This is a genomic window from Pseudomonas sp. ASL4, from assembly GCF_056680395.1.
The window spans coordinates 6108440-6132136 of the sequence record NZ_CM155280.1 but is presented as its reverse complement, the minus strand read 5'-3'; the positions used below and the strand labels follow the sequence as shown (position 1 = coordinate 6132136).

Sequence of the window (23697 nt, the reverse complement as noted above, 5' to 3'; positions counted from 1 at the left end):
AATAAGTTGGCTTGGGATGCTTGCAGGGTCCTGGGTGTATTTCGCGTTTTTAAACACTCGGGCCAAGCTTGCTAGAGAGTCAGTAATCGGAACAACGCTATCTTGTTGATCTCCGCCAGCGCGCATTTGAATTCGGTGTCTGCCGAGTTGTGAATGCGCGTTTCGAACGCCGCGAGGATCTGATGCCGGTTGCTGCCTTTTACCGCCATGATGAAGGGAAACTTGAACTTGGCCTTGTAGGCGTCATTCAGCTCGGTGAAGCGTTGAAACTCATCGCTCGAGCATTGGTGAATACCGGCGCCAGCCTGTTCATTAGTGCTGGCTTCGGTCAGTTCGCCCTGGACGGCAGCTTTGCCGGCCAGGTCGGGGTGAGCGACGACCAGCTCAAGCTGGCTTTGGTGATCAGCGCTCAACAAAATGTCGCTCATGCGCTGGTGCAGGGTTTCGATCTCGTCGATCGCAGCGTCCTGGCCCAGGTCGAAAGCCTTTTCGGCCACCCATGGCGAATGTTCGTAGATGTCGGCGAAGGCGGCGACAAACGCATCGCGGCTCAGGGTCGACGGTTTCAGTGTCTGGAAGGTGCTCATTTGGCAGCCCCTTGGTACGGGTGGGTTTCATGCCAATGGCGAGCGATGTCGACGCGACGGCTGAACCATACCTGTTCATGACTTTTAGCGTATTCGATAAAACGCTTGAGCGAGGCCAGACGCGCCGGACGGCCGATCAGTCGGCAGTGCAGGCCGATCGACAGCATCTTCGGTGCTTCGGCGCCTTCAGCGTAAAGCACATCGAATGCATCTTTGAGGTACTCGAAGAAATCGTCGCCCTTGTTGAAACCCTGGACCTGGGTGAAACGCATGTCGTTGGTGTCCAGCGTGTACGGGATCACCAAGTGCGGCTTGCCGGTCGGGTTGTTCGGTTCCCAGTAGGGCAGGTCGTCGTCGTAGGTGTCGCAGTCGTAGAGGAAACCGCCTTCTTCCATCACCAGCCGACGGGTGTTCGGGCCGGTGCGGCCGGTGTACCAGCCCAGTGGGCGTTCGCCTGTGAGTTCGGTGAGGATGCGGATCGCTTCGAGCATGTGCTCGCGTTCCTGCGCTTCGTCCATGTACTGATAGTCGATCCAGCGATAGCCGTGGCTGCAGATTTCGTGGCCGGCATCGACCATCGCGCGGATCACGTCCGGGTGACGCTGGGCGGCCATCGCTACGGCGAAGATGGTCAGCGGAATGTCGAATTCCTTGAACAGCTTCAGCACCCGCCAGACACCCGCGCGGCTGCCATACTCGTAAAGGGATTCCATGCTCATGTTGCGCGCGCCTTGCAGCGGCTGCGCCGAGACCATTTCCGAGAGGAAGGCTTCGGACTCTTTGTCGCCGTGCAGGATATTGCGCTCGCCACCTTCCTCGTAATTGAGTACGAAGGACAAGGCGATGCGGGCATTGCCCGGCCAGTGTGGGTGCGGAGGGTTACTGCCGTAACCGACCAGGTCGCGTGGGTAGTCAGCGCTCACTGCAGTCTTCCTTCTTATTCGTGGTAGCAATTTGTGTGGCAGCCTGGCGTGGCGTCACAGCGATGGGCTGATTGTATACAACTTTATATTCACTTTGTAAGCCTGATTTTTTGCATTTTTCATTAACTGTCATGAATGGATGCTACTGCAAGAAACCTGCCTGACTGGTCAGCTAATGAATAGGAGGTTCGCTGACTGCATGGTTCGCGGGTAAATCCGCTGCAAATTCGCGGATGGCGGGGGAGGGCGTAAAAATGTCGTTTTTATTGTGTACAATTTTTTTGAAAAGTGTCTTAATCAGTCGCTCGCCGCAGCTTTTCGTGCTCCGAAACGGTGCGGTCTCCTTTTCAACTGACTTCGGGAGGCGCGAGGTCTGACTGCTCTACGCAGCCAGGCGCGCAGAATCAATGGGACGTTTGACTACACACGTTTTGGACGCTGCACACGGTTGCCCGGGCAGCTCGATCAAGGTCGAGTTGTACCGCGTTGAAGGCTCGCAGCTGGAATTGGTCGCCAGCGCGATTACCAACAGCGACGGCCGTGTCGATGCACCGCTGCTGCAAGGCGATGACTACCGTTCCGGGGTCTATCAGGTTCAGTTTCATGCGGGCGATTACTACCGCGCCCGTGGCGTTCAGCTGCCGGAACCCGCGTTCCTGGACGTAGTCGTGCTGCGGTTCGGCATCTCTGCTGAACAGGATCACTACCACGTGCCACTGCTGATTTCGCCCTACAGCTATTCGACCTACAGAGGAAGCTAGACTCCCCCAAGAATCTGCGCAAAAAGCTTCTTTGGTCTTTCGCCCGCTCACACTGCGGGCTTTTTTTTGCCTTCAGGAAAGTGGTGTTGCTAAGGACGCCTTCGCGAGCAAGCTCGCTCCCACACTGATCTGTGTCGTTCACAAATCCCCTGTGGGAGCGAGCTTGCTCGCGATGCTTTTGCTCTTAGCGGCTCAACAACGACGCGGCGCCCGCGCCACCGAACAACGCGGCACTAATCCGGTTAAACCAACTCTGGCCCTTGCCACTGCGCAGATACCGCGCCGCGCCATGGGCACCCAGCCCATACGCCAACTTGCACAGCAGATCCAACACCGTCCAGGTTGCAATCATCACCAGCAATTGCGGCAGGAACGGCTGTTCAGCGCTCAAGAACTGCGGCAGGAAAGCGGCGAAAAACAGGATGTCTTTTGGATTACTTGCGCCCAACACAAACGCGCGTCCGAACAGTGCGCGAAAGCGTGGCACAGGTGCGGCCTGGGGCACTTCGGCGCCGTGGGACGGTTGACGCGATTGTTGCCAGCTCTTCCAGGCGAGGTAAAACAGGTACAGCGCGCCAACGATCTTCAGCGCGCTGAACAGCTGTTCCGACGCCAGCAGCAAGGCGCCTAGACCCAGCGCCGACGCACTGAGCAGACAAATCGAGGCAATCACCCCGCCGAGAAACGCCGGGTACGAACGGCGCAACCCGTAGTTCAGACTGTTGCTGATCATCAGCAAAGACAATGGCCCCGGGATCAGGATTACCACCAGCGCGGCGCCGCTGAACAGCAGCCAGGTTTCCAGACTCATCACTTTCCTCCTAATGTGCAAAAGCCCCACCCGACGGGGTGAGGCTGTTTGAAACTATGACGGCTTACAAGAAAATGAACTTGGCGATGAAGATCGCGCAGAGCACCCACAAGCTGGCGGAAATTTCCTTGTACTTACCGGTACCAGCCTTCAGCACCACGTAAGTGATAAAGCCCAGTGCGATGCCGTCGGCGACCGAGAAGGTCAGCGGCATCATGATCGCGGTAACGATGGCCGGGATGCTGTCGGTCGCTTCATCCCAGTTGATGTGAGCCATACCGCTCATCATCAGCATCGCCACATAAATCAGCGCACCCGCCGTTGCATAAGCCGGAATCATGCCAGCCAGCGGTGCGAAGAACATCGCGGCAATAAATAGCACACCTACGGTCACTGCGGTAAGACCAGTCCGACCACCAGCGGCTACACCCGCGGCACTTTCTACATAGCTTGTTACTGGAGGGACGCCGACCATCGCCCCGAATACGCTGGAGGCGCTGTCAGCTTTCATGGCGCGAGAGAGGTTTTCGATCCGGCCATCAGCGTTGACCAGGCCGGCGCGCTGGGCGACGCCCATCAAGGTACCGGCGGTGTCGAACATGTGCACGAAGAGGAACGCCAGCACCACGCTGATCATGCTGACGTTGAACACGCCGGCGATGTTCATGGCCATCCAGGTCGGTGCCAGGCTCGGCGGGGCGGACATGATGCCGCCGTAATGCACCAGGCCCAGGCCCCAGCCGGCGAGGGTCACGGTGATGATACTGATGAGGATCGCGCCGAAGACTTTGTGGTAGCTGAGCACGGCAATCATCAGGAAGCAGATGGCCGCCAGCAGCGGGCCAGGCTCGCGCAGGGAGCCGAGTTTGATCAGGGTGGCCGGGCTGGCGACGATGATGCCAGCGGTTTTCAGGCCGATGATCCCTAGAAACAGTCCGACCCCGGCGCCCATGGCGTAACGGAGGCTGACCGGAATGCTGTTGAGCAGCCATTCGCGAATCTTGGAAAACGTCAGGATCATGAACAACACACCGGAGACAAACACCGCGCCGAGGGCGGTTTCCCAGTTGTAGCCCATGGTGCCGACCACGGTGTAGGTGAAGAATGCGTTCAGGCCCATGCCCGGTGCCAGGCCGACCGGCCAGTTGGCGTACAGGCCCATCAACAGGCAACCCAGTGCCGCAGCGATGCAGGTGGCAACGAACGCCGCGCCGTGGTTGATACCAGCGTCAGCCATGATGTTCGGGTTGACGAAGATGATGTAGGCCATTGTGATGAAGGTTGTCAGACCGGCAATCAACTCGGTCTTCACCGTGGTGCCATGCAAGCTGAGTTTGAAGATGCGCTCCAGCCAGCCATTACGTAACGGCGGCGAGAGATCCAGCGACGAAGCTTCGGATTTGCGGCTTTCCACAGCGAGTACTCCTCAAGAGTTTTATTTTTATTTCCAGGGCCGGACCCATGAGGGTGGCAGCGGCCCTTTGAGGCACTTGCGAATTTGTTGACCGCTTGGTCAGGAACTCGCACGAAGTGGATTATGCTTTTGTATACAAATAAAGCAAATAATGTTTTCGGTTTTGTCGGCGAAATTATTGGAAGGCGGGATATATGGAAATGAAATGTGATGTCCAGTGAGCTTTTGTGGCGAGGGAGCTTGCTCCCGCTGGGGCGCGCAGCGGCCCCGAAATCAGGCGCCTGGAGCTTTCAGGCTTAACGCAATCATCATTGCCTACGACTGCTGCGCAGCCGAACGGGACGTTTCGACAAGCTCCCTCGCCACAGTCAGGCGTCTGACCGGTCAACCCGGGTCACTTCTCCCAACGCCAGATTCACCGCCAACCACCCATTCACCGCCGTCTCCCCAGCCTCGGCAAACACCCGCTCCAGCAACTTCACCTGCTCACGCCGCAGCGACTGCTCAAACCGCGCGCCATCGTCGGTCAATTCGAGCAGCCGTTTTCGCTTGTCAGTCTCGGACGCCACGCTGTCCACCAAATGCATCTCCACCAACTGACGCAGTGGAATGTTCAACGCCTGCTTGGTCACGCCGAGCAATGCCAGCAACTCCTTCACACTCAGGTTCGGGTAACGGGCGATGAAAAACACGATGCGCTGATGCACCCGGCTCAAGCCGCGACGCTCAAGCATCTCGTCAGCCTTGGCCGTGAAAGCCTGGTAGCCGAAGAAAAACGCTTCCATCGCTTGTTGCTGGGTCGTGGGGTTTTTAAGGTCAAGCATGTTGACGTATCCGCTCAAGCTGTCGTAATTTCGGTCAACCAGTTTGACTCATTTCCTTCAGGCCCCGCTACCGGTGACCCCCATGGCTTTTTCCGAACGTGTCTCGCGCCTTAAAAGTTCTTTGATCCGTGAAATCCTTGCCGCCGCCCAGCGTCCGGAAGTGATGTCGTTCGCTGGCGGCTTGCCGGCCGAAGCGATGCTGCCGAAAGTCGAGTGGGCTGACATGCCGCTGTCCATGGGTCAATACGGCATGAGCGAAGGCGAGCCGGCACTGCGTGAAGCACTGGCGGGCGAGGCGAGGGCGCTGGGCGTGCCGTGTGAGGCGAGCCAGGTGTTGGTGGTCAGCGGCTCCCAGCAAACCCTCGATCTGGCGGCCAAGCTCTACATCGACAAAGGCACCGAAATTTTGCTCGAAGCGCCGACTTATCTGGCGGCGTTGCAGATTTTCCAGCTGTTCGGCGCCGACTGCATCACCGTGCCGCAGGAAGCAGACGGTCCGAACCTGGCACAGTTGCGTTCGCGACTGGAGAATCACAAGCCTGCGTTCATTTACCTGATTCCGACCTTCCAGAACCCGTCGGCAGTGCGCTACAGCGAAGCCAAGCGCGATGCCGTGGCCGCGTTGCTGGACGAGTTCGGCGTCACGCTAATCGAAGACGAACCCTACCGCGAACTGACCTTCGACGGCGGCAGCGCAACACCGATCGTCAGTCGCTTGAAAAACGCCAGTTGGATCTACACCGGCACCGTGTCCAAAACCCTGCTGCCTGGCCTGCGGGTCGGTTACTTGATTGCCAGTCCCGACCTGTTCCCGCACTTGCTGAAACTTAAGCAATCGGCGGACTTGCACACCAATCGCGTGGGCCAGTGGCAGGCGCTGCAATGGATTGGCACCGAGAAATTCCAGCAGCACTTGAGCGAGTTGCGGGATTTTTACCGGGTTCGTCGGGATGCGTTTCAGTCGGCGTTGGAAACGCACTTTTCTGATCTGGCGGACTGGAACGTGCCGCAAGGTGGGTTGTTTTTCTGGCTGACGCTCAAGCAACCGCTGGACACCCGGACCTTGCTCAAGGACGCACTGGCGGCGGACGTAGCGTTTATGCCGGGGGAGCCGTTTTTCCCAGACCCGGACAACAACCCCGGTCACCTGCGGTTGAATTTCAGCCACATCGACCCGGCGCGATTGGATGAAGGGCTCAAGCGGTTGGCGACGGTTGTTAGGCAGGCCCAGGCAGCAGAAGCCGCCTGACGACAGAAACAAAAAACCGGCTCAAGGGCCGGTTTATTTTTGTCCGAAATTTGCGGTGCCGGGGAGGGCCTCATCACGAGCTTGCTCGCGATGGCGTCAGTTCAAACACCCAAAAATCATCAGGCCGCTGCAAACCGCTTATCCAGATAATCAATAATCACCTTGGATTCATACATCCAGGTGGTCTGCCCATTCTCTTCAATCCGCAGGCACGGCACTTTGATCTTGCCGCCTTGCTCGAGCAGGGCCTTGCGATCCAGTTCGTTATTCTTCGCATCGCGCAACGCCACTGGCACGTTCAAACGGCGCAGGGTGCGGCGGGTTTTCACGCAGAACGGGCAGGCGTGGAACTGATACAGCGTCAGGTCCTTGGCATCCGCTTCAACCTGAGCCTGAGCGGCGGCGGGACGCTGCTTTTTGCCTGGACGGGTAATGAAGTCGATGAAGATGATCAGTTGGCCAAGGCCGACACGAAGCGCTTTAACAAACACGGTAGAAGCCTCACAAGGGCAAACAGAAGGCGCGCAGCTTACCTGATTTTTCACAGGCGAAAAAAAACCGGCGATGAGTGCCGGTTTTCTTCGTGCTGCGAGTTACTTGATCAGGCTGAGAAACTCGCTGCGAGTGGCAGCGTTTTCGCGGAACTCACCGAGCATCACCGAAGTGATCATCGACGAATTCTGCTTCTCCACACCGCGCATCATCATGCACATGTGCTTGGCCTCAATCACCACCGCAACGCCCAGGGCGCCGGTGACTTGCTGGACCGCATCGGCGATCTGGCGGCTGAGGTTTTCCTGGATCTGCAGGCGGCGGGCGTACATATCGACGATCCGCGCGACTTTCGACAACCCCAATACCTTGCCGCTCGGGATATAGGCAACGTGGGCCTTGCCGATGAACGGCAGCAGGTGGTGTTCGCACAACGAGTAGAGCTCGATGTCCTTGACCAGCACCATTTCGCTGTTGTCGGAGCTGAACAAGGCACCATTGGTGACTTCTTCCAGTGTCTGTTCATAACCGCGGCAAAGGTACTGCATGGCTTTGGCGGCACGCTTTGGCGTGTCGAGCAGGCCCTCGCGGGACACGTCCTCGCCCAATTGGCCGAGAATCGCGGTGTAATTCTGTTCCAGGGACATGAAACTACCTGTGGGATTTTTCGCAAAGGTCAAGGGTACGGTGGCGGACACGGCGCTGCAAGCGTGGCGCGACAGCTTTACTCGTCGCGGCCTTCCATCATGGTGCGTTTGAGCATCACATACACCGCGCCGGCACCACCGTGTTTCGGTTGGCACGAGGTGAAGCCGAGTACTTGGGAATGCTGGCGCAGCCAGGTGTTGACGTGGCTTTTGATCATCGGCCGCTTGCCGTCCAGGCGCACAGCTTTGCCGTGAGTGACGCGTACGCAGCGGATTTCGAATTTGGTGGCTTCGGCGAGAAAGGCCCAAAGGGTTTCCCGAGCCTTTTCCACGTTCATGCCGTGCAGGTCGAGGCTGCCTTCGAACGGGATCTGGCCAATCTTGAGTTTGCGTATCTGGCTTTCCTGAACGCCGTCGCGCGCCCACATCAACTCGTCTTCCGGGCCGACATCGATGACGAACTGATCCGACAGCCCATCAACGGTGGTGGCATCGGTGCGCACGGTGGCGGCCTGACGCAGCTTGGCGATTTGCGCGCGGTCGCTTTTGGGTTTGCCGGTTTCGGCGCGATCGTGCTTGATCGGCTTGATGCCTTGGGTCGCACTTTTAAACAGGGAAAAATCGTCGTCTTGCATGTCAGCCTCCGCGAAGGCCGCCAGTTTACCCAAGTCGAGGCGCCATCCATAACAATTGGGCCCGTCAGATCGACGGGCCGTTGATTCAGTCGTGTTTCTTCATCAGGTGCGGGGACAAATTCAGCTCCCGCGACTGGCGCGAACGGCGCCGGCAGCGACGCCAGAGCCACACGCCGATGTACAGCACGAACAGGCCAATCGCCAGAATCACAGCCGCACCGACGCGGTTGGTATTCAATTCGCCCATGGCGGGCGCGTGGCCGAACAGGCTGGCGGCACCAGCCATGGCGAGCAGCACACCGCCCATCGCCAGCAGGGCGGCAATTGCTGCGCCGAATCTATAACGCCAGTTGCTTCGGCTTTTGGGCCGCAGGCGGCGTGCGTCAAAACCATCGGATAACTTCATTCCGACCTTCCTCAATGGGTATCGGCCCTTCGACCGGGAGTTGTCCGGGATGTTCCTGAGGCTAAGACAATTGCAGAAAATGAGATGCTTTTGCGGATGAGCGGCGGCATTAGCCGCTCATCTGGAGTCGATCAGATCAGATCGTGGGTCAGGGCGAGGGTGGCGAAGTTGTCCGCCATGATCGCCATTTCGGTCTGCTGAACGTGCTCGGCGCTGAGTACACCGCCCTTGTAAGGCAGGTCGCGGGTGGCACAGGCGTCTTCGACCAGAGTGCAGCGAAAGCCCAGGTTCTTGGCGGCGCGCACGGTGGTGCTGACGCTGGAATGGCTCATGAACCCGCAGACGATCAAGTCCAGGGAGCCGAGTTCTTGCAGACGATCGTACAGCGTGGTGCCGTGGAACGCGCTCGGCAGCAACTTGCCGATGATGGTTTCGTCGGCGTGTGGCTCCAGCCCCGGGATGAACTCACCGCGCTCGCCCTGTGGATCGAACAGCCCGCCGACGGTGCCGAGGTGACGCACGTGCACAATCGGCCGACCGGCTGCACGGGCAGCGGCCACGATTTGCTTGATGTTCGCGACGGCAGCATCCATGCCGCTCAGGGCCAACGGGCCGCTGAGGTATTCTTTCTGAGCATCGATGATGATGAGGGTCGCCTGGCTCAGTTTGGCCGCCGGATAACCGCGACCGCTGAGTTGAAACATCGTTTGTGGAACGGACATTCTGGGGCTCCTTGGAGTGGGGCTTTTGCGACATTGTCCTCTGGCTGAGCGGTTCTGTGAATCGCTACCATCGTAGGCACCGTCTTTGCTGGCTTGCAGCCTTGTCAAGATGCTCGTTTTGTTCAATAGCCAACCGAAAAAATGGATAAGTCCTACATCTGATCCGGTGTTTTTCCTGCGTCGTCGGGAAGCGTTTTGGCTGTTAGAATCGCCAGTCGTTTTTCTGCCAGTCGTTTTATTTGGAGTTGCCCCCGTGATCACTTCCCGACTTCGTACCCTGCGTGACCATATCCGTTGGGCCGTCAGCCGCTTCCATGGGGAGGATCTGTTTTTCGGCCATGGGACCGACAACGCCTGGGACGAAGCCCGTCAACTGGTGCTGGGTGCGCTGCACCTGCCGTGGGAAATTGCCGACAGCTATCTGGACTGCAATCTGGAAGACGATGAGCTGGTCAATCTGCAACGCTTGCTCAAGCGTCGTATCGAAGAACGCATTCCTACTGCGTACTTGTTGGGCGAGGCCTGGTTCTGCGGCATGTCGTTCATCGTCGATGAGCGGGTGCTGATCCCGCGTTCACCGATTGGCGAGCTGATCGAAAAGCGCTTCGCTCCGTGGCTGGGCACCGACCCGGCGCGGATTCTTGACCTGTGCACCGGTTCCGGTTGCATCGGTATCGCCTGTGCCTACGAATTCCAGAACGCCGAAGTGGTGCTGGCCGACCTGTCGTTCGAAGCGCTGGAAGTGGCCAACCAGAACATCGAGCGCCATGGCGTCGATGAGCGGGTGTACACGGTTCAGGGCGATGGCTTTGATGGCTTGCCGGGGCAACGTTTCGACCTGATCGTGTCGAACCCGCCCTACGTCGATGCGGAAGATTTCGCGGACATGCCGGACGAATACCAGCACGAACCGGAATTGGGCCTGGCCTGCGGTGACGACGGTTTGAACCTGGTACGCCGGATGCTCGCCGAAGCGGCGAATCACCTGGCCGAGAAGGGCTTGCTGATTGTCGAAGTGGGCAACAGCCAGGTTCACGTCGAAGCGCTGTACCCGGAAGTCGACTTCGCCTGGCTTGATTTCGAGCGCGGTGGGCATGGGGTGTTCATGTTGACGGCGGAGCAGTGCCGCGATCATCAAGCGGTGTTTGCTTCTCGCGTCTGACATAAGAAAGCCTTCGCGAGCAAGCCCGCTCCCACATTGGAATGCATTCTCCTGTGGGAGCGGGCTTGCTCGCGAATAGCCGCGCCTCGGTCTTGAATCTTTACCGGTGCGTCGCAATCCAGATCAACAACCCCGCCTGAAACACCGCAAACGCCACCAGGCAACTGATGGTAAATCGCAGCCCGGCATCTTCGCGCTTGTACTTGGTAACTTTTTCTTCGTGTTTCTTGAGCTTCACTTCCTGCTCGGCCAGGTTCTGCTCGGCCTGCTGAAGCATCTGCGCAGCTTCGAGAATTTCCACCTGCTGCAGCTTTTCGGTATTCCAGTCGGTCAGCAAATCGCTGACCTGCACCTCTTTGACGCTGCCCTTCAAATGCTGGGCGTCGGCGTAAACCACGTCAAAACCATGCACCCGCAAAAAGTGATCGCGGCGCAGGCGCGTGTCTTCGTTCAACGCATCCTTGTTGTTCAGGTCGCTGCCGTCGACGGTGTAGCCGGGCCAGCGTTTTTTCGCCCAGGAAATGCCTTGAGCCGCCAGGTAACGGCCGATGCCACGGTTCATCGGTTCGATCTGCAAGCCGCTGGCCGGTCCGAAATGCACGCGTTTGGTCTCGTGATCGACCCAGACGTCCAGATGATTCTGTTCCTTGCGCACCCGCTGGCCTGGCAGCGAGATGGTCATGCGCATCAGGCTGTGTTCCTTGCTGTTGCGCTCGGCGTAACCGAACTCGACAAAGCGCAGTGGCCGGCCACCCGTATTGCGGTCGGTCTGCAACGGTGCCAGGCGGAGCATCTTGTGGTGCTCGACGTGGACGTCCGCCCACGGCAGCTCGACCACTGGAGGTGCGTCTTTTTCAGCGGTGGTGTCGGGTGAAGTCTGGGTATCAGTCATAACGGCGAGATCCTGTCCAAGCGCTTGCCGCCAGTCATAGCGCTGGCGACAAAGGCTTATCGGCCGTTTTTTTGAAGACTAGAGGGCTAGGGAGCGTTCTCTCCTGGTTTTCGCGGCGTGAAAACTAGTTGAGAACGCCCCCTGACAGCGCTCAACTGGTGCGAAGTCCGTCAATAAACTCGATGATTCGCGTGCCCAGTTCCGCTGCCAGGGGCAAATTAGGGTCCTTGTAGGACGCCAATTGCCGTTTCACGTCGTTCGGCACAATGCGCATCACGTGGTTCATGCCTTCGATCACCGCCAGTGTGGCGTCGGGTTTGGCGGCTTTCAGTGCCTTGGCATCGCCGACACCGACTTGAATGTCGTGGCTGCCCTGGACAATCAGCGCCGGCATTTTCAAGCGGGCGAAGGCGGCCGACGGATCCTGGCGAAACAGCGAAATCAGATACGGCTGCACACTCGGACGGAAAATCACCTCCAACTGTGGAGGCACATTATCGTCGGTGTGCCCGGCCTTGAGGCTGTCGAGCAGCTCATTGCTGCGCTGCATCAGCGGTGGCGGCAGGCGATTGCTCAATTGCTGGCGCAACACCTCATCGACCGGGCGGGCGCTGCCGGACAGGGAAATCACCCCCGCCGCATCAGCACTCGGCGCTGCCAACGTAGCAATCAACGCACCTTCGCTGTGGCCGAGCAAAATCAACTGGCCAAAGCGCGGGTCGGATTTGAGCTTGCGGCTCCAGGCTTCGGCGTCAGCCACGTAGGCTTCCACCGACAAATTGCGTTCGTCCGGCGTGGCGGCCAGGCTCGCCGCCACGCCACGTTTGTCGAAGCGCACGCTGGCGATGTTGTGTTTGGCCAGCACCCAGGCCAGCCGCTTGAGGCTGTCGTTGCGCCCGCCGTCGGGGTTATTTCCGTCACGATCCGTAGGGCCGGAGCCAGAAATGATCAGGACAACCGGTACCGGCGTGTCGGATTTTGGCAGCAACAGCGAGCCGAAAAGCTCGCCGGTGCCGGTATCCAAAGTGATTGGGCGTTGCAGGACAGTGGCCTGGACAAAGCCGGTAAACAGGGTAAGGCTCAAGGCTAGAACTCGCAGCATCATCACGCCATCATGAACAAGATGCCGGTTGGACTCGCAGGCACCCATAAGGTTCGAGGATGAACTACTTGGGTAGCCTGCGTATACTGGCGCGCATTACGTATTCAGGTTCGATTTCACGGAGCGTCCCGCATGTCCGGCAATACCTACGGCAAGCTGTTCACTGTCACCACCGCTGGCGAAAGCCATGGTCCGGCGTTGGTCGCCATTGTCGACGGCTGCCCGCCGGGTCTGGAGATCTCCCTGGAAGATCTGCAGCGTGACCTTGACCGCCGCAAACCCGGCACCAGCCGCCACACCACGCAGCGCCAGGAAGCCGACGAAGTCGAAATCCTCAGCGGCGTGTTTGAAGGCCGCACCACCGGTTGCGCCATTGGCCTGTTGATCCGCAACACCGACCAGAAGTCCAAGGACTACTCGGCGATCAAGGATCTGTTCCGTCCGGCTCATGCCGACTACACCTACCACCACAAATACGGCGAACGCGATTACCGCGGCGGCGGTCGCAGTTCGGCGCGGGAAACCGCCATGCGCGTGGCGGCGGGGGCGATTGCCAAGAAGTACCTGGCTAGCCAGGGCATCGTCATTCGTGGCTACATGAGCCAGCTCGGGCCGATTGAAATCCCGTTCAAGACCTGGGATTCGGTGGAAGAAAACGCATTCTTCAGCCCTGATCCGGACAAGGTGCCGGAACTGGAAGCCTATATGGACCAGTTGCGCCGCGACCAGGATTCGGTCGGCGCGAAGATCACCGTTGTGGCCGAAGGCGTGATGCCTGGCCTCGGCGAGCCGATTTTCGACCGCCTCGACGCCGAACTGGCCCACGCGCTGATGAGCATCAACGCAGTCAAAGGCGTGGAAATCGGCGCCGGTTTCGCCAGCGTCGCCCAGCGCGGCACCGAACACCGCGATGAAATGACCCCGCAAGGGTTCCTCAGCAACAACGCCGGCGGCATTCTCGGCGGGATTTCGTCGGGTCAGCCAATCGTTGCGCATTTGGCGCTGAAACCGACGTCGAGCATCACCACGCCGGGCCGTTCCATCGATATCCATGGCAACCCGGTGGAAGTTGTCACCAAGGGCCGCCACGACCCATGCGTCGGCATCCGTGCCACGCCGATTGCCGAAGCGATGATGGCCATCGTGCTGATGGATCACCTGCTGCGTCATCGTGGGCAGAACGCCGACGTACGCGTGAGCACTCCGGTGTTGGGTCAGCTTTAATGGCTGACCTTACAACTGCCGGGTTCTGACGAGGTTGGCGGCGCTCCCGTACTGGCGGCTTTCCAGTTTCTATCTGTTCTATTTCGCCTTGCTCGGATCGACAGCGCCGTTTCTGGCGCTGTACTTCGATCACCTGGGCTTTTCCAGCGCGCGCATCGGCGAGCTGGTGGCGATCCCGATGCTGATGCGCTGCGTGGCGCCGAACATCTGGGGCTGGCTTGGTGACTACACCGGCCGACGCCTGGCCATCGTGCGCTTCGGAGCGGTCTGCACATTACTGTCGTTCTCGCTGATCTTCGTCAGCAAGACCTACGCCTGGCTGGCGATGGTCATGGCGTTGCACGCGTTCTTCTGGCACGCGGTGCTGCCGCAGTTCGAAGTCATTACCCTGGCGCACTTGAAGGGACAGACGTCGCGTTACAGTCAGATCCGCTTGTGGGGTTCCATCGGTTTCATCATCACCGTGGTCGCGCTCGGGCGGGTGTTTGAATGGCTGAGCCTGGACGTCTATCCGGTCGCGCTGGTGCTGATCATGGCCGGGATCATCGTCAGCAGCTTGTGGGTGCCGAATGCGCAACCGGTCCAGAGCGAACGGGCGACGGGGGAGGGCTTCCTCAAGCAATTGCGCAGCCCCGGGGTGTTGGCGTTTTACGGTTGCGTTGCGCTGATGCAGATGAGTCACGGCCCGTATTACACCTTTTTGACCCTGCACCTCGAACGCCTCGGTTACAGCCGGGGTGTGATCGGCATGCTCTGGGCGGTGGGCGTGGTCGCCGAAGTCTTGATGTTCCTGGCCATGAGCAAAATCCTCGCGCGCTTCTCGGTGCGTCGGGTGCTGATGGCGAGTTTTCTACTGGCGGCCTTGCGTTGGTTGCTGCTAGGTTCGTTTGCTGAATTCCTGTGGGTGCTGCTGTTCGCGCAAGTGTTGCACGCGGCCACCTTCGGCAGCTTTCACGCGTCTGCCATCCAGTTCGTGCAACGTAGTTTCGGTGCGCGTCAGCAAGGCCAGGGCCAGGCGCTGTACGCCGCACTGGCCGGCACCGGCGGCGCACTCGGCGCGTTGTATTCCGGCTACAGCTGGAATGCCCTCGGCCCCACATTGACCTTTAGTATCGCCAGCCTCGCAGCCTTCGCGGCTGCCGTTATCATTGCTACACGTATGCAAGAGGACCGGCCATGAGCCTTACCCGTGAACACCTCGCCCAGGAAATCATCGACGCCGGGCGTTTTCTGTATGGTCGCGGCTGGTCGCCGGCCACCAGCAGCAATTATTCGACGCGCCTGTCGCCGACCGAAGCGCTGCTGACGGTCTCCGGCAAGCACAAAGGCCAATTGGGTCTCGATGATGTGCTGGCCACCGACTTGTCCGGCAACAGCCTGGAGCCGGGCAAAAAGCCGTCCGCCGAAACCCTGCTGCACACCCAACTCTACAGCTGGCGCCCCGAGATCGGCGCGGTTCTGCACACCCATTCGGTGAACGCCACAGTGCTGTCGCGCCTGACGCCGCAGGACTTCATCGAATTCGAAGACTACGAACTGCAAAAAGCCTTTAGCGGCGTCTCGACCCACGAGTCCCGAGTGCGAGTGCCGATTTTCGACAACGATCAGGACATTGCGCGCCTGGCCGCCAAGGTTCAGCCTTGGCTGGACGCCCACCCCGATTGCGTCGGCTACCTGATTCGCGGCCACGGCCTCTACACCTGGGGCGCGCGCATGAGTGACGCGTTGCGGCAGATCGAGGCCTTTGAATTTTTGTTCGAGTGCGAGTTGAAGACCCGCAGCGTCATGAACCGCCAAGGCTGACTTCACCAGAAGTAGCCCATTGCCTGATGAAACGCCTCGCCCGACCGGTCTGAAAGAACCGGACGGTGAGGCCGATACCGAGGAATTGCCCCATGAGCAGCCTGTCCGTTTATCACATCTCCAGCCCGGAAATACCGAACAAGGTCCTGACCCACCTCGAAGACATCGCCTCGACCCTGGCCGAGCAGGGCGTGCGCTTCGACCGCTGGCAAGCCACGGCGAAAATCCAGCCCGGCGCCAGCCAGGAAGAAGTGATTGCTGCTTACCAAGAGCAAATCGACAAGCTGATGACCGAACGCGGTTACATCACTGTCGACGTGATCAGCCTGAACAGTGATCACCCGCAAAAAGCCGAACTGCGGGCCAAGTTCCTCGATGAACACCGCCATGGCGAAGACGAAGTGCGATTTTTCGTCGCCGGCCGTGGGCTGTTTACCTTGCACATCGACGATTACGTCTACGCCGTGCTCTGCGAGAAAAACGACCTGATCTCGGTGCCGGCCGGTACGCCGCACTGGTTCGACATGGGTGAGCATCCGCATTTTGTTGCGATTCGCCTGTTCAACAACCCGGAAGGCTGGGTCGCCAACTTCACCGGCGAAGACATCGCCAATCGCTTCCCGCGTCTTGAGGACTGAGCCGATGCCGATCAAAGCAATTCTCACCGACATCGAAGGCACCACCAGCGCGGTGAGTTTTGTGTTCGACGTGTTGTTTCCTTACGCCGCCAAGCACCTGCCGGATTTTGTTCGTCAGCACGCCGCCCGGGCGGATGTCGCTGAGCAACTGAACGCCGTGCGTCGGGACAGCAATGAACCTGAGGCGGATGTCGAGCGCGTCATACAGATCCTGCTGGCTTGGATCGCCGAAGACCGCAAGGCCACGCCGCTCAAGGCGTTGCAAGGGATGGTCTGGGAGCAGGGTTATCAGGCCGGGCAGTTGAAGGGCCATGTTTACCCGGACGCCGTTGAAGCGCTTAAGCGCTGGCATCAGAACGGTTATCAACTGTTTGTTTATTCCTCGGGTTCGATCCAGGCGCAGAAACTGATCTTCGGCTGCTCGGAGGCGGGGGATTTGTCGCCGTTGTTCAGCGGATATTTCGACACGACGTCGGGGCCGAAGCGCGAAGTGCAGTCCTACGAGCGTATTACCCAGGCGATTGGGCTGGAGGCTTCGCAGATTCTGTTCCTGTCCGACATCGTCGAAGAACTGGACGCAGCACGCTCGGCGGGCGTTGCGACTTGCGGACTGGCCCGAGAGGGCGGCGAGTTGGCGGGGCATGTGACGGTCGACAGCTTTGCGCGGATTGATCCTGCCACGTTCTAACCGTCAACACAGAAATCTGTGGGGGCGAGCTTGCTCGCGATGGCGTCCTGTCAGTCAATACTCATGTCGACTGATACGCTGCTATCGCGAGCAAGCTCGCTCCCACAGGTATTCATAGTGCTTATGCGATTCCAGAAACAACTCAGGCCGTGAAGCGAAAGCTCTCACGGCCTGTTTGTTTACAGCGCGCTATTTACGCCGAGTGATAGGTCGGCAGCGCAAACCGTTGCTGGCTCTGCAGCATGGAGATCTGTGGCAGTTCGCTGGCCTGTTCGGCGAGGTCACGGCGAATGGCGCTGATCACCCACGAAAGTTGATCGCCAGCATGCAGTTGCTGGTAAGAAATCGAGCGTTTAAAGACTTTGCCTTCGGTGCTGCGCAGTGTCAGCAGGATGCCGCCGTCAGGTCGTGCCTGAGTGGTCACGTCGAAGTTGGAGAATAGTGAGGTAAATTTTTCTTGGATCAGGCTCATGTCTATCGGCTCCGTTAGCGCTTGATTGGCAAGCATGGAGAGGTAGTTGCAGTGATTGTGCCAGTATCTATTTTTTAAATAATTGTTATAAATCAACAGCTTGAAAATAACGCTGTTTTTTGATTTCGTGCAATCTGCATGAATGGCCATCGTGCATCCTGCATTTTGCGTGGTCGCACGGGATTCGATTGAACGAATGGCGCGGCCAGGGATCATGTTTTCGCAGGTATCGACTGCGGATACAAAACATTGCAAAAACCGCGTGTACAGCTCCAGAACCGCTGACGTATTTTCGGGCTCAATCAACGCCGCCCGACAATAAGAAGATCGAACGGGAGCTACCATGAGCGACACGATTACCTGGGGCATGATGCTCCGCAAATTGCCGACCATCGCCAAAGCCATTCCCCGCGTGGTGAAGGGCATGAAGGTCGCCAACGTCAAGGACCCGACCCAACCGTGTGGCCTCGGCTGGAGCTTCGAGCAAGCAACGTTGCGCAATCCCGACGGCCTCGCGTTGCTGCAAGACGAAGTGGCGCTGACTTATACGCAGTTCAATCAGTGGGCCAATCGGATTGCCCACCACCTGATCGCTCAAGGGATCGGCAAGGGCGATGTGGTGGCGATCTTTATCGAGAACCGCCCGGAGTTGCTGGTCACGATCCTGGCCGTGGCCAAGGTCGGGGCGATCAGCGCATTGCTCAACACCTCGCAGACCCGCGATACCCTGGTCCATAGCCTGAACCTGGTAGCGCCGGTGGCGATTATTGCCGGCGAGGAGCTGGTACCGGCGTTTTCAGCGGTTCGCGAGCGGGTTTCCATCGCGCAGACACGCACCTGGTTTGTGGCCGACTGCGATACCTACCGCCAATCGGGCATTTCGCCCGATGGCTTCATCAATCTGATGACGGCCAGCGTCGACGCCCCGGACGGTAACCCTGCCAGCAGCCAGCAGGTGTTTTTCGACGATGCCTGCTTCTATATCTACACCTCCGGCACCACCGGGCTGCCCAAGGCGGGCGTCTTCAAGCATGGTCGCTGGATGCGCAGTTCCGCCAGTTTCGGGCTGATCGCCCTGAATATGCGCCCCGACGACGTCGTCTATTGCACCTTGCCGCTTTACCACGCCACCGGGCTTTGCGTGTGCTGGGGCTCGGCCATCAGCGGCGCCTCCGGGTTCGCCATTCGCCGCAAGTTCAGCGCCAGCCAGTTCTGGGGCGACGTGCGTAAGTACCGGGCGACTACCCTCGGTTACGTTGGCGAGTTGTGCCGCTACCTGGTGGATCAACCGCAGTGCGCCGACGACAACCAGCACGGCGTGACCAAGATGATCGGCAACGGCCTGCGTCCCGGCGCATGGCGTGAGTTCAAGACGCGATTCGCGGTGGAGCATATCTGCGAACTGTACGCCGCCAGTGACGGCAATATTGGCTTCACCAACATCCTCAACTTCGACAACACCATCGGTTTTTCCCTGATGTCCTGGGAGCTGGTGGCGTATGACCACGACAGCGGCGCGCCGATTCGCAATGCCAAGGGTTTGATGAGCAAAGTCGCCAAGGGCGGGCAAGGCTTGTTGCTGGCGAAAATCGACGACAAGGCGCCACTGGACGGCTACACCGATCCGCAGAAAACCGAGAAAGTGGTGCTCCACGACGTGTTCGAAAAGGGGGATCGCTACTTCAATACCGGTGACTTGCTGCGCAACATCGGTTTCGGTCACGCCCAGTTTGTCGATCGTTTGGGTGACACCTACCGCTGGAAGGGCGAGAACGTCTCGACCACGGAAGTGGAGAACATGCTGCTGCAACACCCGAACATTGCCGAGGCGGTGGCCTATGGCGTGGAGGTCCGCAATACCAACGGCCGAGCCGGGATGGCGGCGATTACCCCGGCCGAGTCCCTGGCAACCCTGGACTTCGCTGAGTTGCTGGCCTTCGCGCGTCAGCAGATGCCCGCGTATGCGGTGCCTCTATTTCTGCGGGTGAAGGTGAAGATGGAGACCACCGGGACCTTCAAATACCAGAAGACCCGACTCAAGGACGAAGCCTTCGACCCCGGTAAAACCGGCGATGACCCGATCTACGCCTGGCTGCCGGGCACCCAGACGTACGTGCAAGTCACCGAGCAGGTGCTGGCGGATATTCACGCGGGCAAGTACCGCTATTGAATCTGGCTATGGCCGTTCATGAGAAAAAAGGAGTGACAGGCGTCGGAGCGCTCGGGAAACTGTCGGCTTTGCGAATAACCGATGATGGAGTCCCTAATGTCTGACCAAAGCCGCCAGATGACACCCGAAGAAGCTGCTGAATTTGCCGAACAGGTGTTCAACAAAGCGCGCGAGGGCGATGCGGCCATGATGGCGGCGCTGCTGACCAAAGGCCTGCCGCCGAACCTGCGCAACCACAAGGGCGACACCTTGCTGATGCTCGCCGCGTACCACGGTCACGTGGAAACGGTGAAAGTGCTGCTGGAACACAAGGCCGACCCGGAAATTCGCAACGACAACGGCCAGAGCCCGATTGCCGGCGCCGCCTTCAAGGGCGACCTGGCAGTGGTCACGGCGTTGGTCGAAGGCGGGGCGCAGGTGGAAGGTTCGTCGTTCGACGGCCGCACGGCGCTGATGATGGCGGCGATGTTCAACCGCGTTGAAATCGTCGACTACCTGATCAGCAAAGGCGCCGACCCCAAAGCCAAGGACGCCAACGGCGTGTCTGCGCTGGATGCGGCCAAGACCATGGGCGCGGCGGATACCTTGGCGCAACTCGAAAAACTGCTCGGCTGATCCGACGCGTTCTCTGTGACAACGGGGTTTTTGTGGCGAGGGGGCTTGCCCCCGTTCGGCTGCGCAGCAGTCGTAAACCCGGCGAATGCGGTTTCCCTGACGAATCGCGTCGCCTGATTTGAGGGCCGCTACGCGCCCCAACGGGAGCAAGCTCCCTCGCCACAGGTTTTGTGTCAGGCTTCACTGAGGCATCTGGGTCTTGGACCACAGGTCCGCATTTCATTCTGAATGCGCTATCCTTCGCGCCCTAAAATTTCCCTCGCTACAGGATCCATCCCATGAAAACCGCACTCGTCGAACTCATCAGCAAAATCAGCTCCGGGTGCATGGGCGATGACGAAATCCTGAAAATCGCTGATGAAGCGGCCCAGGCGTACGCCGATCCTGAAGCTTTTCTGACAGCCAATCCGGACATCAACTTCGACGACACCTTCCCGATGCCGCTGGGCGAATGGGTGGTGGTCGGCAGTCTGCCGGAAACTGTGCTGTTCCAGGCCGACACCTACATGGACCTGTTCGCCCAGATCGTCGACTCGTTCGGCCCCGGCGTTGACTTCAACATCAAGCCCAAGCAACTGGCCAAGACTGAAGCGCTGACCGCGCTCAACCGCATTCAGGTGCAGATGAGCAGCATGAACAAGGAAAACGGCGGCTATACGCTGATGAACTTCAGCCAGTTGCTCGACGATGAACTGCAAGTGGTGCTGGTCTATGGCAACGACGTGCCGCGGGTACTCGAACTGTGCGCCCAAGTCGGCATCGCCGCCGCGCCGTCCCTGGAAGCGCTGAAAGTGGCGATCCACGTTTGATGCAATAAAACGGAACCCTCGCAAGGGGCGGCTATCCTAAGACTGCATGCCACTATCTTGGGAGCGACACCATGGGTTCCACGTTTAATAGTTTGGTAGCTCTGATTATTTTCGCCCTGGACATCTGGGCAATCATCAACGTGCTGAAAAGTGGCGCCGAAACAGGGATGAAAATCATCTGGGTGCTGCTGATCCTGCTGCTGCCGGTGCTGGGCCTGATCATCTGGGCTATCGCCGGGCCACGAGGCAACGTGCGGATCTGACAGGTGAATCCTATTTACCTGTAGGAACACCGAACCTGTGGGAGCGGGCTTGCTCGCGAAAGCGGCTTATCATCCAACATCAATGTTGACTGACACTCCGCCTTCGCGAGCAAGCCCGCTCCCACATGGGATTGCGGCAAGTCATCAAGTGACGTTCGACCTGTCATGTTCCGCAACGTAGAATGCGCGCCTTTCCCGGGCAATCGAGCCTCTCGATTGGCCATCATGGGCGGGTAACCGTCCGTTGCCACCGCATTCATCGGAGCACTTCCCATGACCACCACCAAAACCAGCGAATACCTGGAAACCCTCTACGAAGGCTACGGCCAGCGTTTTCGCATGGAAAAACTGCTGCACGAAGTGCGCACCGAACACCAACACCTGGTGATCTTCGAAAACCCGCGCATGGGCCGGGTGATGGCGCTGGACGGTGTGATCCAAACCACCGAAGCCGACGAATTCATCTACCACGAAATGCTCACCCACGTGCCGATCCTCGCCCATGGCAGTGCCAAGCGCGTGTTGATCATCGGCGGTGGCGACGGCGGCATGCTGCGTGAAGTGTCCAAACACCGCAGCGTCGAGCACATCACCATGGTCGAGATCGACGGCACCGTGGTCGACATGTGCAAAGAGTTCCTGCCGAACCACTCCAAAGGTGCGTACGACGATCCACGCCTGAACCTGGTCATCGACGACGGCATGCGTTTCGTCGCCACCACCACCGAAAAGTTCGACGTGATCATTTCCGACTCCACCGACCCGATCGGTCCGGGCGAAGTGCTGTTCTCGGAAAACTTCTACCAGGCTTGCCACCGCTGCCTGAACGACGGCGGCATCCTGGTCACCCAGAACGGCACGCCGTTCATGCAACTCGGTGAAGTACAGACCACCGCCGGGCGCCTGCGCAGCCTGTTCCCGGACTGGCACTTCTACCAAGCGGCCATTCCGACCTACATCGGCGGCGCGATGACGTTCGCTTGGGGCGCGACCAATACCGCCTATCGCAAATTGTCCCGCGAAATCCTGCAACAGCGCTTCGCCGGCAGCGGCATCATCACCCGCTACTACAACCCGGAAATCCACATCGGCGCGTTCGCCATGCCGCAGTACGTGCTGCAAGCGATCAATAAGCCAAGCAACGACTAAAAGTTATCCACAACCCCTTGTGGGAGCGGGCTTGCTCGCGAAAGCGGCGTATCAGTCAATATTGAAGTCGGCTGACACACCGCATTCGCGAGTAAGCCCGCTCCCACAGGTAATGTGTTTTATTCAGGCTTGCGCGGTGTAATCCGTTTGAACGATCAGTCAGTGCAAACGTCCAGATAGATGTAAGCCCATTTGCGGGTTTGATCGAGGAGGCACTGATGCAAAAGTGGAAAATCACTTTCGTGGATGATCACGGCGTAACTGTCGATGAAGTCTTTGAGTGCGACGAGTGCCCGGATAACGAGCATGCCGCCAAACTCATCAAGGCCCGGCTCCTGCCTGTCGCTGCCGAACTGGATCTGAATGATCTGGAAGGGCGCACTGCTGATGCGAGCGTCAAAGAGCTCAAGCTCCAGAACAGCATTCAAATCCTCGGCATTACTCCCGTCTGATCCCTCTCCTGTCACATTCACAACCAGACCTTGGCAGCGGCTCTGACTTAGGGCTACTCTGCAAGCGAGATCAGCGAACGGATCGCTAAGGTCTGGTCTTGTCAGCTACATGCTTGTATCCCAATGGCAACTTGCTTGTCGTATCGCCTTCATCATTCGGTTGCGGGCGCCGGGAGTACGGAAAGTCTATCCATCAGTTCAGGAGGACGTTTCATGAGCACAGCCTATCAAGAAGACATCAGCAGCAGCGTGCTGCGCCGCATGAAAGAAGGCGGTTTCGACTTTTCACGATTCCATCCCATCGAGTTCTACGCCATTTTTCCGGACGAGGAGCGGGCGCGCAGGGCGGCAGGTTATTTCTGTGGTGAATCATTGAATGCCCAGATCAGCGTGCGCGACGACGGCGCGTGGCATCTGGAACTGAGCAAAGTGATGTACGCCACCTACGACGGCATTGGCGACTTTGAGCAGGACTTCGAGGCGGTGGTCGAGCCTTTGGGCGGGATTATCGAAGGATGGGGCGTCAAACAGGAGGTACGAGGGCTACTCGCATAACACTATGAACAGCGACAACACTCAGCAACGGCTGACCTTTGGGTTGGCCGTTTTCGTTTCCGGGTTTGTGAAGATCAAGATCAAAAGATCGCAGCCTTCGGCAGCTCCTACAGGAGAACGCATTCCAATGTAGGAGCTGCCGAAGGCTGCGATCTTTTGACTTTGCTTTATTTCACGACATTTCAGCCAGGCAAAAAAAAGCCGCCTAAACAGGCGGCTAAAGGGAAGTTCG

General features: G+C 58.8%; 28 protein-coding genes. 15 read left to right on the top strand and 13 right to left on the bottom strand.

Going from position 1 to position 23697, the window contains the following annotated elements; all coding sequences use genetic code 11:
- Positions 1-71: 71 nt before the first annotated feature.
- A complete protein-coding gene (gene uraD, locus AC1MEW_RS28010) occupies positions 72-587 on the bottom strand; it encodes a 2-oxo-4-hydroxy-4-carboxy-5-ureidoimidazoline decarboxylase (RefSeq protein ID WP_322267831.1) in 516 nt (171 codons plus the stop codon).
- The gene (gene puuE, locus AC1MEW_RS28005) at positions 584-1510 is read right to left on the bottom strand and encodes an allantoinase PuuE (RefSeq protein ID WP_163909161.1); all 927 of its coding nucleotides are present in this window, start codon (positions 1508-1510) and stop codon (positions 584-586) included. Before puuE ends, uraD begins: the two co-directional genes overlap by 4 nt.
- A gap of 407 nt (positions 1511-1917) precedes the next feature.
- Here puuE and uraH point away from each other — a divergent pair, with 407 nt between their 5' ends.
- On the top strand, positions 1918-2271 hold the full coding sequence (gene uraH / locus AC1MEW_RS28000; RefSeq protein ID WP_010456673.1) for a hydroxyisourate hydrolase: 354 nt from the start codon (positions 1918-1920) through the stop codon (positions 2269-2271).
- A 184-nt stretch (positions 2272-2455) separates the two neighbouring features.
- On the opposite strand, the gene AC1MEW_RS27995 is transcribed toward uraH, so the two are convergent.
- The 3 genes from AC1MEW_RS27995 to AC1MEW_RS27985 form a co-directional block, all read right to left on the bottom strand.
- A complete protein-coding gene (locus AC1MEW_RS27995) occupies positions 2456-3082 on the bottom strand; it encodes a LysE family translocator (protein WP_322267832.1) in 627 nt (208 codons plus the stop codon).
- A gap of 64 nt (positions 3083-3146) precedes the next feature.
- On the bottom strand, positions 3147-4496 hold the full coding sequence (locus tag AC1MEW_RS27990; protein ID WP_201201981.1) for an NCS2 family permease: 1350 nt from the start codon (positions 4494-4496) through the stop codon (positions 3147-3149).
- A gap of 368 nt (positions 4497-4864) precedes the next feature.
- Positions 4865-5320 (bottom strand): MarR family winged helix-turn-helix transcriptional regulator, encoded by a 456-nt coding sequence (locus tag AC1MEW_RS27985; protein WP_480424385.1) that lies wholly within the window; start codon positions 5318-5320, stop codon positions 4865-4867.
- Between the two features lie 82 nt (positions 5321-5402).
- Between AC1MEW_RS27985 and AC1MEW_RS27980 the strand changes: the two genes are divergently transcribed.
- Positions 5403-6569, top strand: a complete 1167-nt coding sequence (locus AC1MEW_RS27980) for an aminotransferase-like domain-containing protein (RefSeq protein WP_322267834.1) — start codon at positions 5403-5405, stop codon at positions 6567-6569.
- Between the two features lie 119 nt (positions 6570-6688).
- On the opposite strand, the gene AC1MEW_RS27975 is transcribed toward AC1MEW_RS27980, so the two are convergent.
- The 5 genes from AC1MEW_RS27975 to AC1MEW_RS27955 form a co-directional block, all read right to left on the bottom strand.
- Positions 6689-7060: a glutathione S-transferase N-terminal domain-containing protein gene (locus AC1MEW_RS27975; protein ID WP_201201992.1), complete on the bottom strand. Its 372-nt coding sequence runs from the start codon at positions 7058-7060 to the stop codon at positions 6689-6691.
- Positions 7061-7162: 102 nt separating this feature from the next.
- Positions 7163-7708 carry a GTP cyclohydrolase I FolE gene (gene folE, locus AC1MEW_RS27970; protein ID WP_003204506.1) on the bottom strand — a complete coding sequence of 182 codons (546 nt, stop codon included), beginning with the start codon at positions 7706-7708 and terminating at the stop codon, positions 7163-7165.
- Positions 7709-7785: 77 nt separating this feature from the next.
- The gene (locus AC1MEW_RS27965; protein ID WP_201194699.1) at positions 7786-8343 is read right to left on the bottom strand and encodes a Smr/MutS family protein; all 558 of its coding nucleotides are present in this window, start codon (positions 8341-8343) and stop codon (positions 7786-7788) included.
- Positions 8344-8428: 85 nt separating this feature from the next.
- Positions 8429-8749, bottom strand: a complete 321-nt coding sequence (locus tag AC1MEW_RS27960) for a hypothetical protein (RefSeq protein WP_201201994.1) — start codon at positions 8747-8749, stop codon at positions 8429-8431.
- Positions 8750-8880: 131 nt separating this feature from the next.
- Complete coding sequence (locus AC1MEW_RS27955; protein WP_201194695.1) at positions 8881-9471, bottom strand: cysteine hydrolase family protein; 591 nt, start codon at positions 9469-9471, stop codon at positions 8881-8883.
- 253 nt (positions 9472-9724) lie between these two features.
- Here AC1MEW_RS27955 and prmB point away from each other — a divergent pair, with 253 nt between their 5' ends.
- On the top strand, positions 9725-10633 hold the full coding sequence (gene prmB, locus AC1MEW_RS27950; RefSeq protein WP_480424381.1) for a 50S ribosomal protein L3 N(5)-glutamine methyltransferase: 909 nt from the start codon (positions 9725-9727) through the stop codon (positions 10631-10633).
- A 100-nt stretch (positions 10634-10733) separates the two neighbouring features.
- Here prmB and AC1MEW_RS27945 read toward each other — a convergent pair whose 3' ends face one another.
- Together AC1MEW_RS27945 and AC1MEW_RS27940 are read right to left on the bottom strand one after the other, a co-directional pair.
- Positions 10734-11525 carry a hypothetical protein gene (locus AC1MEW_RS27945; protein WP_322267836.1) on the bottom strand — a complete coding sequence of 264 codons (792 nt, stop codon included), beginning with the start codon at positions 11523-11525 and terminating at the stop codon, positions 10734-10736.
- A gap of 151 nt (positions 11526-11676) precedes the next feature.
- A complete protein-coding gene (locus tag AC1MEW_RS27940) occupies positions 11677-12675 on the bottom strand; it encodes an alpha/beta hydrolase (RefSeq protein WP_201201999.1) in 999 nt (332 codons plus the stop codon).
- Positions 12676-12759: 84 nt separating this feature from the next.
- Between AC1MEW_RS27940 and aroC the strand changes: the two genes are divergently transcribed.
- The 5 genes from aroC to mtnC all read left to right on the top strand — a co-directional run bounded on the left by aroC (position 12760) and on the right by mtnC (position 16980).
- Positions 12760-13851, top strand: coding sequence for a chorismate synthase (aroC, locus tag AC1MEW_RS27935; RefSeq protein ID WP_201202001.1), 1092 nt, complete (start codon positions 12760-12762; stop codon positions 13849-13851).
- 34 nt (positions 13852-13885) lie between these two features.
- Positions 13886-15031: an MFS transporter gene (locus AC1MEW_RS27930; RefSeq protein WP_201202002.1), complete on the top strand. Its 1146-nt coding sequence runs from the start codon at positions 13886-13888 to the stop codon at positions 15029-15031.
- On the top strand, positions 15028-15654 hold the full coding sequence (locus AC1MEW_RS27925; RefSeq protein WP_054048583.1) for a methylthioribulose 1-phosphate dehydratase: 627 nt from the start codon (positions 15028-15030) through the stop codon (positions 15652-15654). The genes AC1MEW_RS27930 and AC1MEW_RS27925 overlap by 4 nt, the downstream gene beginning before the upstream one ends.
- 92 nt (positions 15655-15746) lie before the next feature.
- Complete coding sequence (locus AC1MEW_RS27920) at positions 15747-16292, top strand: 1,2-dihydroxy-3-keto-5-methylthiopentene dioxygenase (protein ID WP_480424376.1); 546 nt, start codon at positions 15747-15749, stop codon at positions 16290-16292.
- A gap of 4 nt (positions 16293-16296) precedes the next feature.
- On the top strand, positions 16297-16980 hold the full coding sequence (gene mtnC, locus AC1MEW_RS27915) for an acireductone synthase (protein WP_480424374.1): 684 nt from the start codon (positions 16297-16299) through the stop codon (positions 16978-16980).
- 193 nt (positions 16981-17173) lie between these two features.
- Here mtnC and AC1MEW_RS27910 read toward each other — a convergent pair whose 3' ends face one another.
- Positions 17174-17452: a DUF3509 domain-containing protein gene (locus AC1MEW_RS27910; protein WP_054048577.1), complete on the bottom strand. Its 279-nt coding sequence runs from the start codon at positions 17450-17452 to the stop codon at positions 17174-17176.
- 343 nt (positions 17453-17795) lie between these two features.
- Here AC1MEW_RS27910 and AC1MEW_RS27905 point away from each other — a divergent pair, with 343 nt between their 5' ends.
- The 7 genes from AC1MEW_RS27905 to AC1MEW_RS27875 all read left to right on the top strand — a co-directional run bounded on the left by AC1MEW_RS27905 (position 17796) and on the right by AC1MEW_RS27875 (position 23465).
- On the top strand, positions 17796-19622 hold the full coding sequence (locus AC1MEW_RS27905; RefSeq protein ID WP_480424371.1) for a long-chain-acyl-CoA synthetase: 1827 nt from the start codon (positions 17796-17798) through the stop codon (positions 19620-19622).
- Between the two features lie 96 nt (positions 19623-19718).
- Positions 19719-20237, top strand: a complete 519-nt coding sequence (locus tag AC1MEW_RS27900; RefSeq protein WP_201202010.1) for an ankyrin repeat domain-containing protein — start codon at positions 19719-19721, stop codon at positions 20235-20237.
- Positions 20238-20515: 278 nt separating this feature from the next.
- Entirely contained in the window at positions 20516-21046 is a 531-nt protein-coding gene (locus AC1MEW_RS27895) for a hypothetical protein (RefSeq protein WP_322267839.1), read from the top strand.
- 71 nt (positions 21047-21117) lie between these two features.
- The gene (locus tag AC1MEW_RS27890) at positions 21118-21309 is read left to right on the top strand and encodes a PLDc N-terminal domain-containing protein (protein ID WP_201196203.1); all 192 of its coding nucleotides are present in this window, start codon (positions 21118-21120) and stop codon (positions 21307-21309) included.
- Between the two features lie 273 nt (positions 21310-21582).
- Positions 21583-22458: a polyamine aminopropyltransferase gene (gene speE / locus AC1MEW_RS27885; protein ID WP_201196204.1), complete on the top strand. Its 876-nt coding sequence runs from the start codon at positions 21583-21585 to the stop codon at positions 22456-22458.
- A gap of 218 nt (positions 22459-22676) precedes the next feature.
- Positions 22677-22910, top strand: a complete 234-nt coding sequence (locus AC1MEW_RS27880; RefSeq protein WP_201202016.1) for a hypothetical protein — start codon at positions 22677-22679, stop codon at positions 22908-22910.
- Between the two features lie 213 nt (positions 22911-23123).
- Positions 23124-23465 (top strand): ribonuclease E inhibitor RraB, encoded by a 342-nt coding sequence (locus tag AC1MEW_RS27875; protein ID WP_201255941.1) that lies wholly within the window; start codon positions 23124-23126, stop codon positions 23463-23465.
- The last annotated feature ends 232 nt before the right edge of the window (positions 23466-23697 follow it).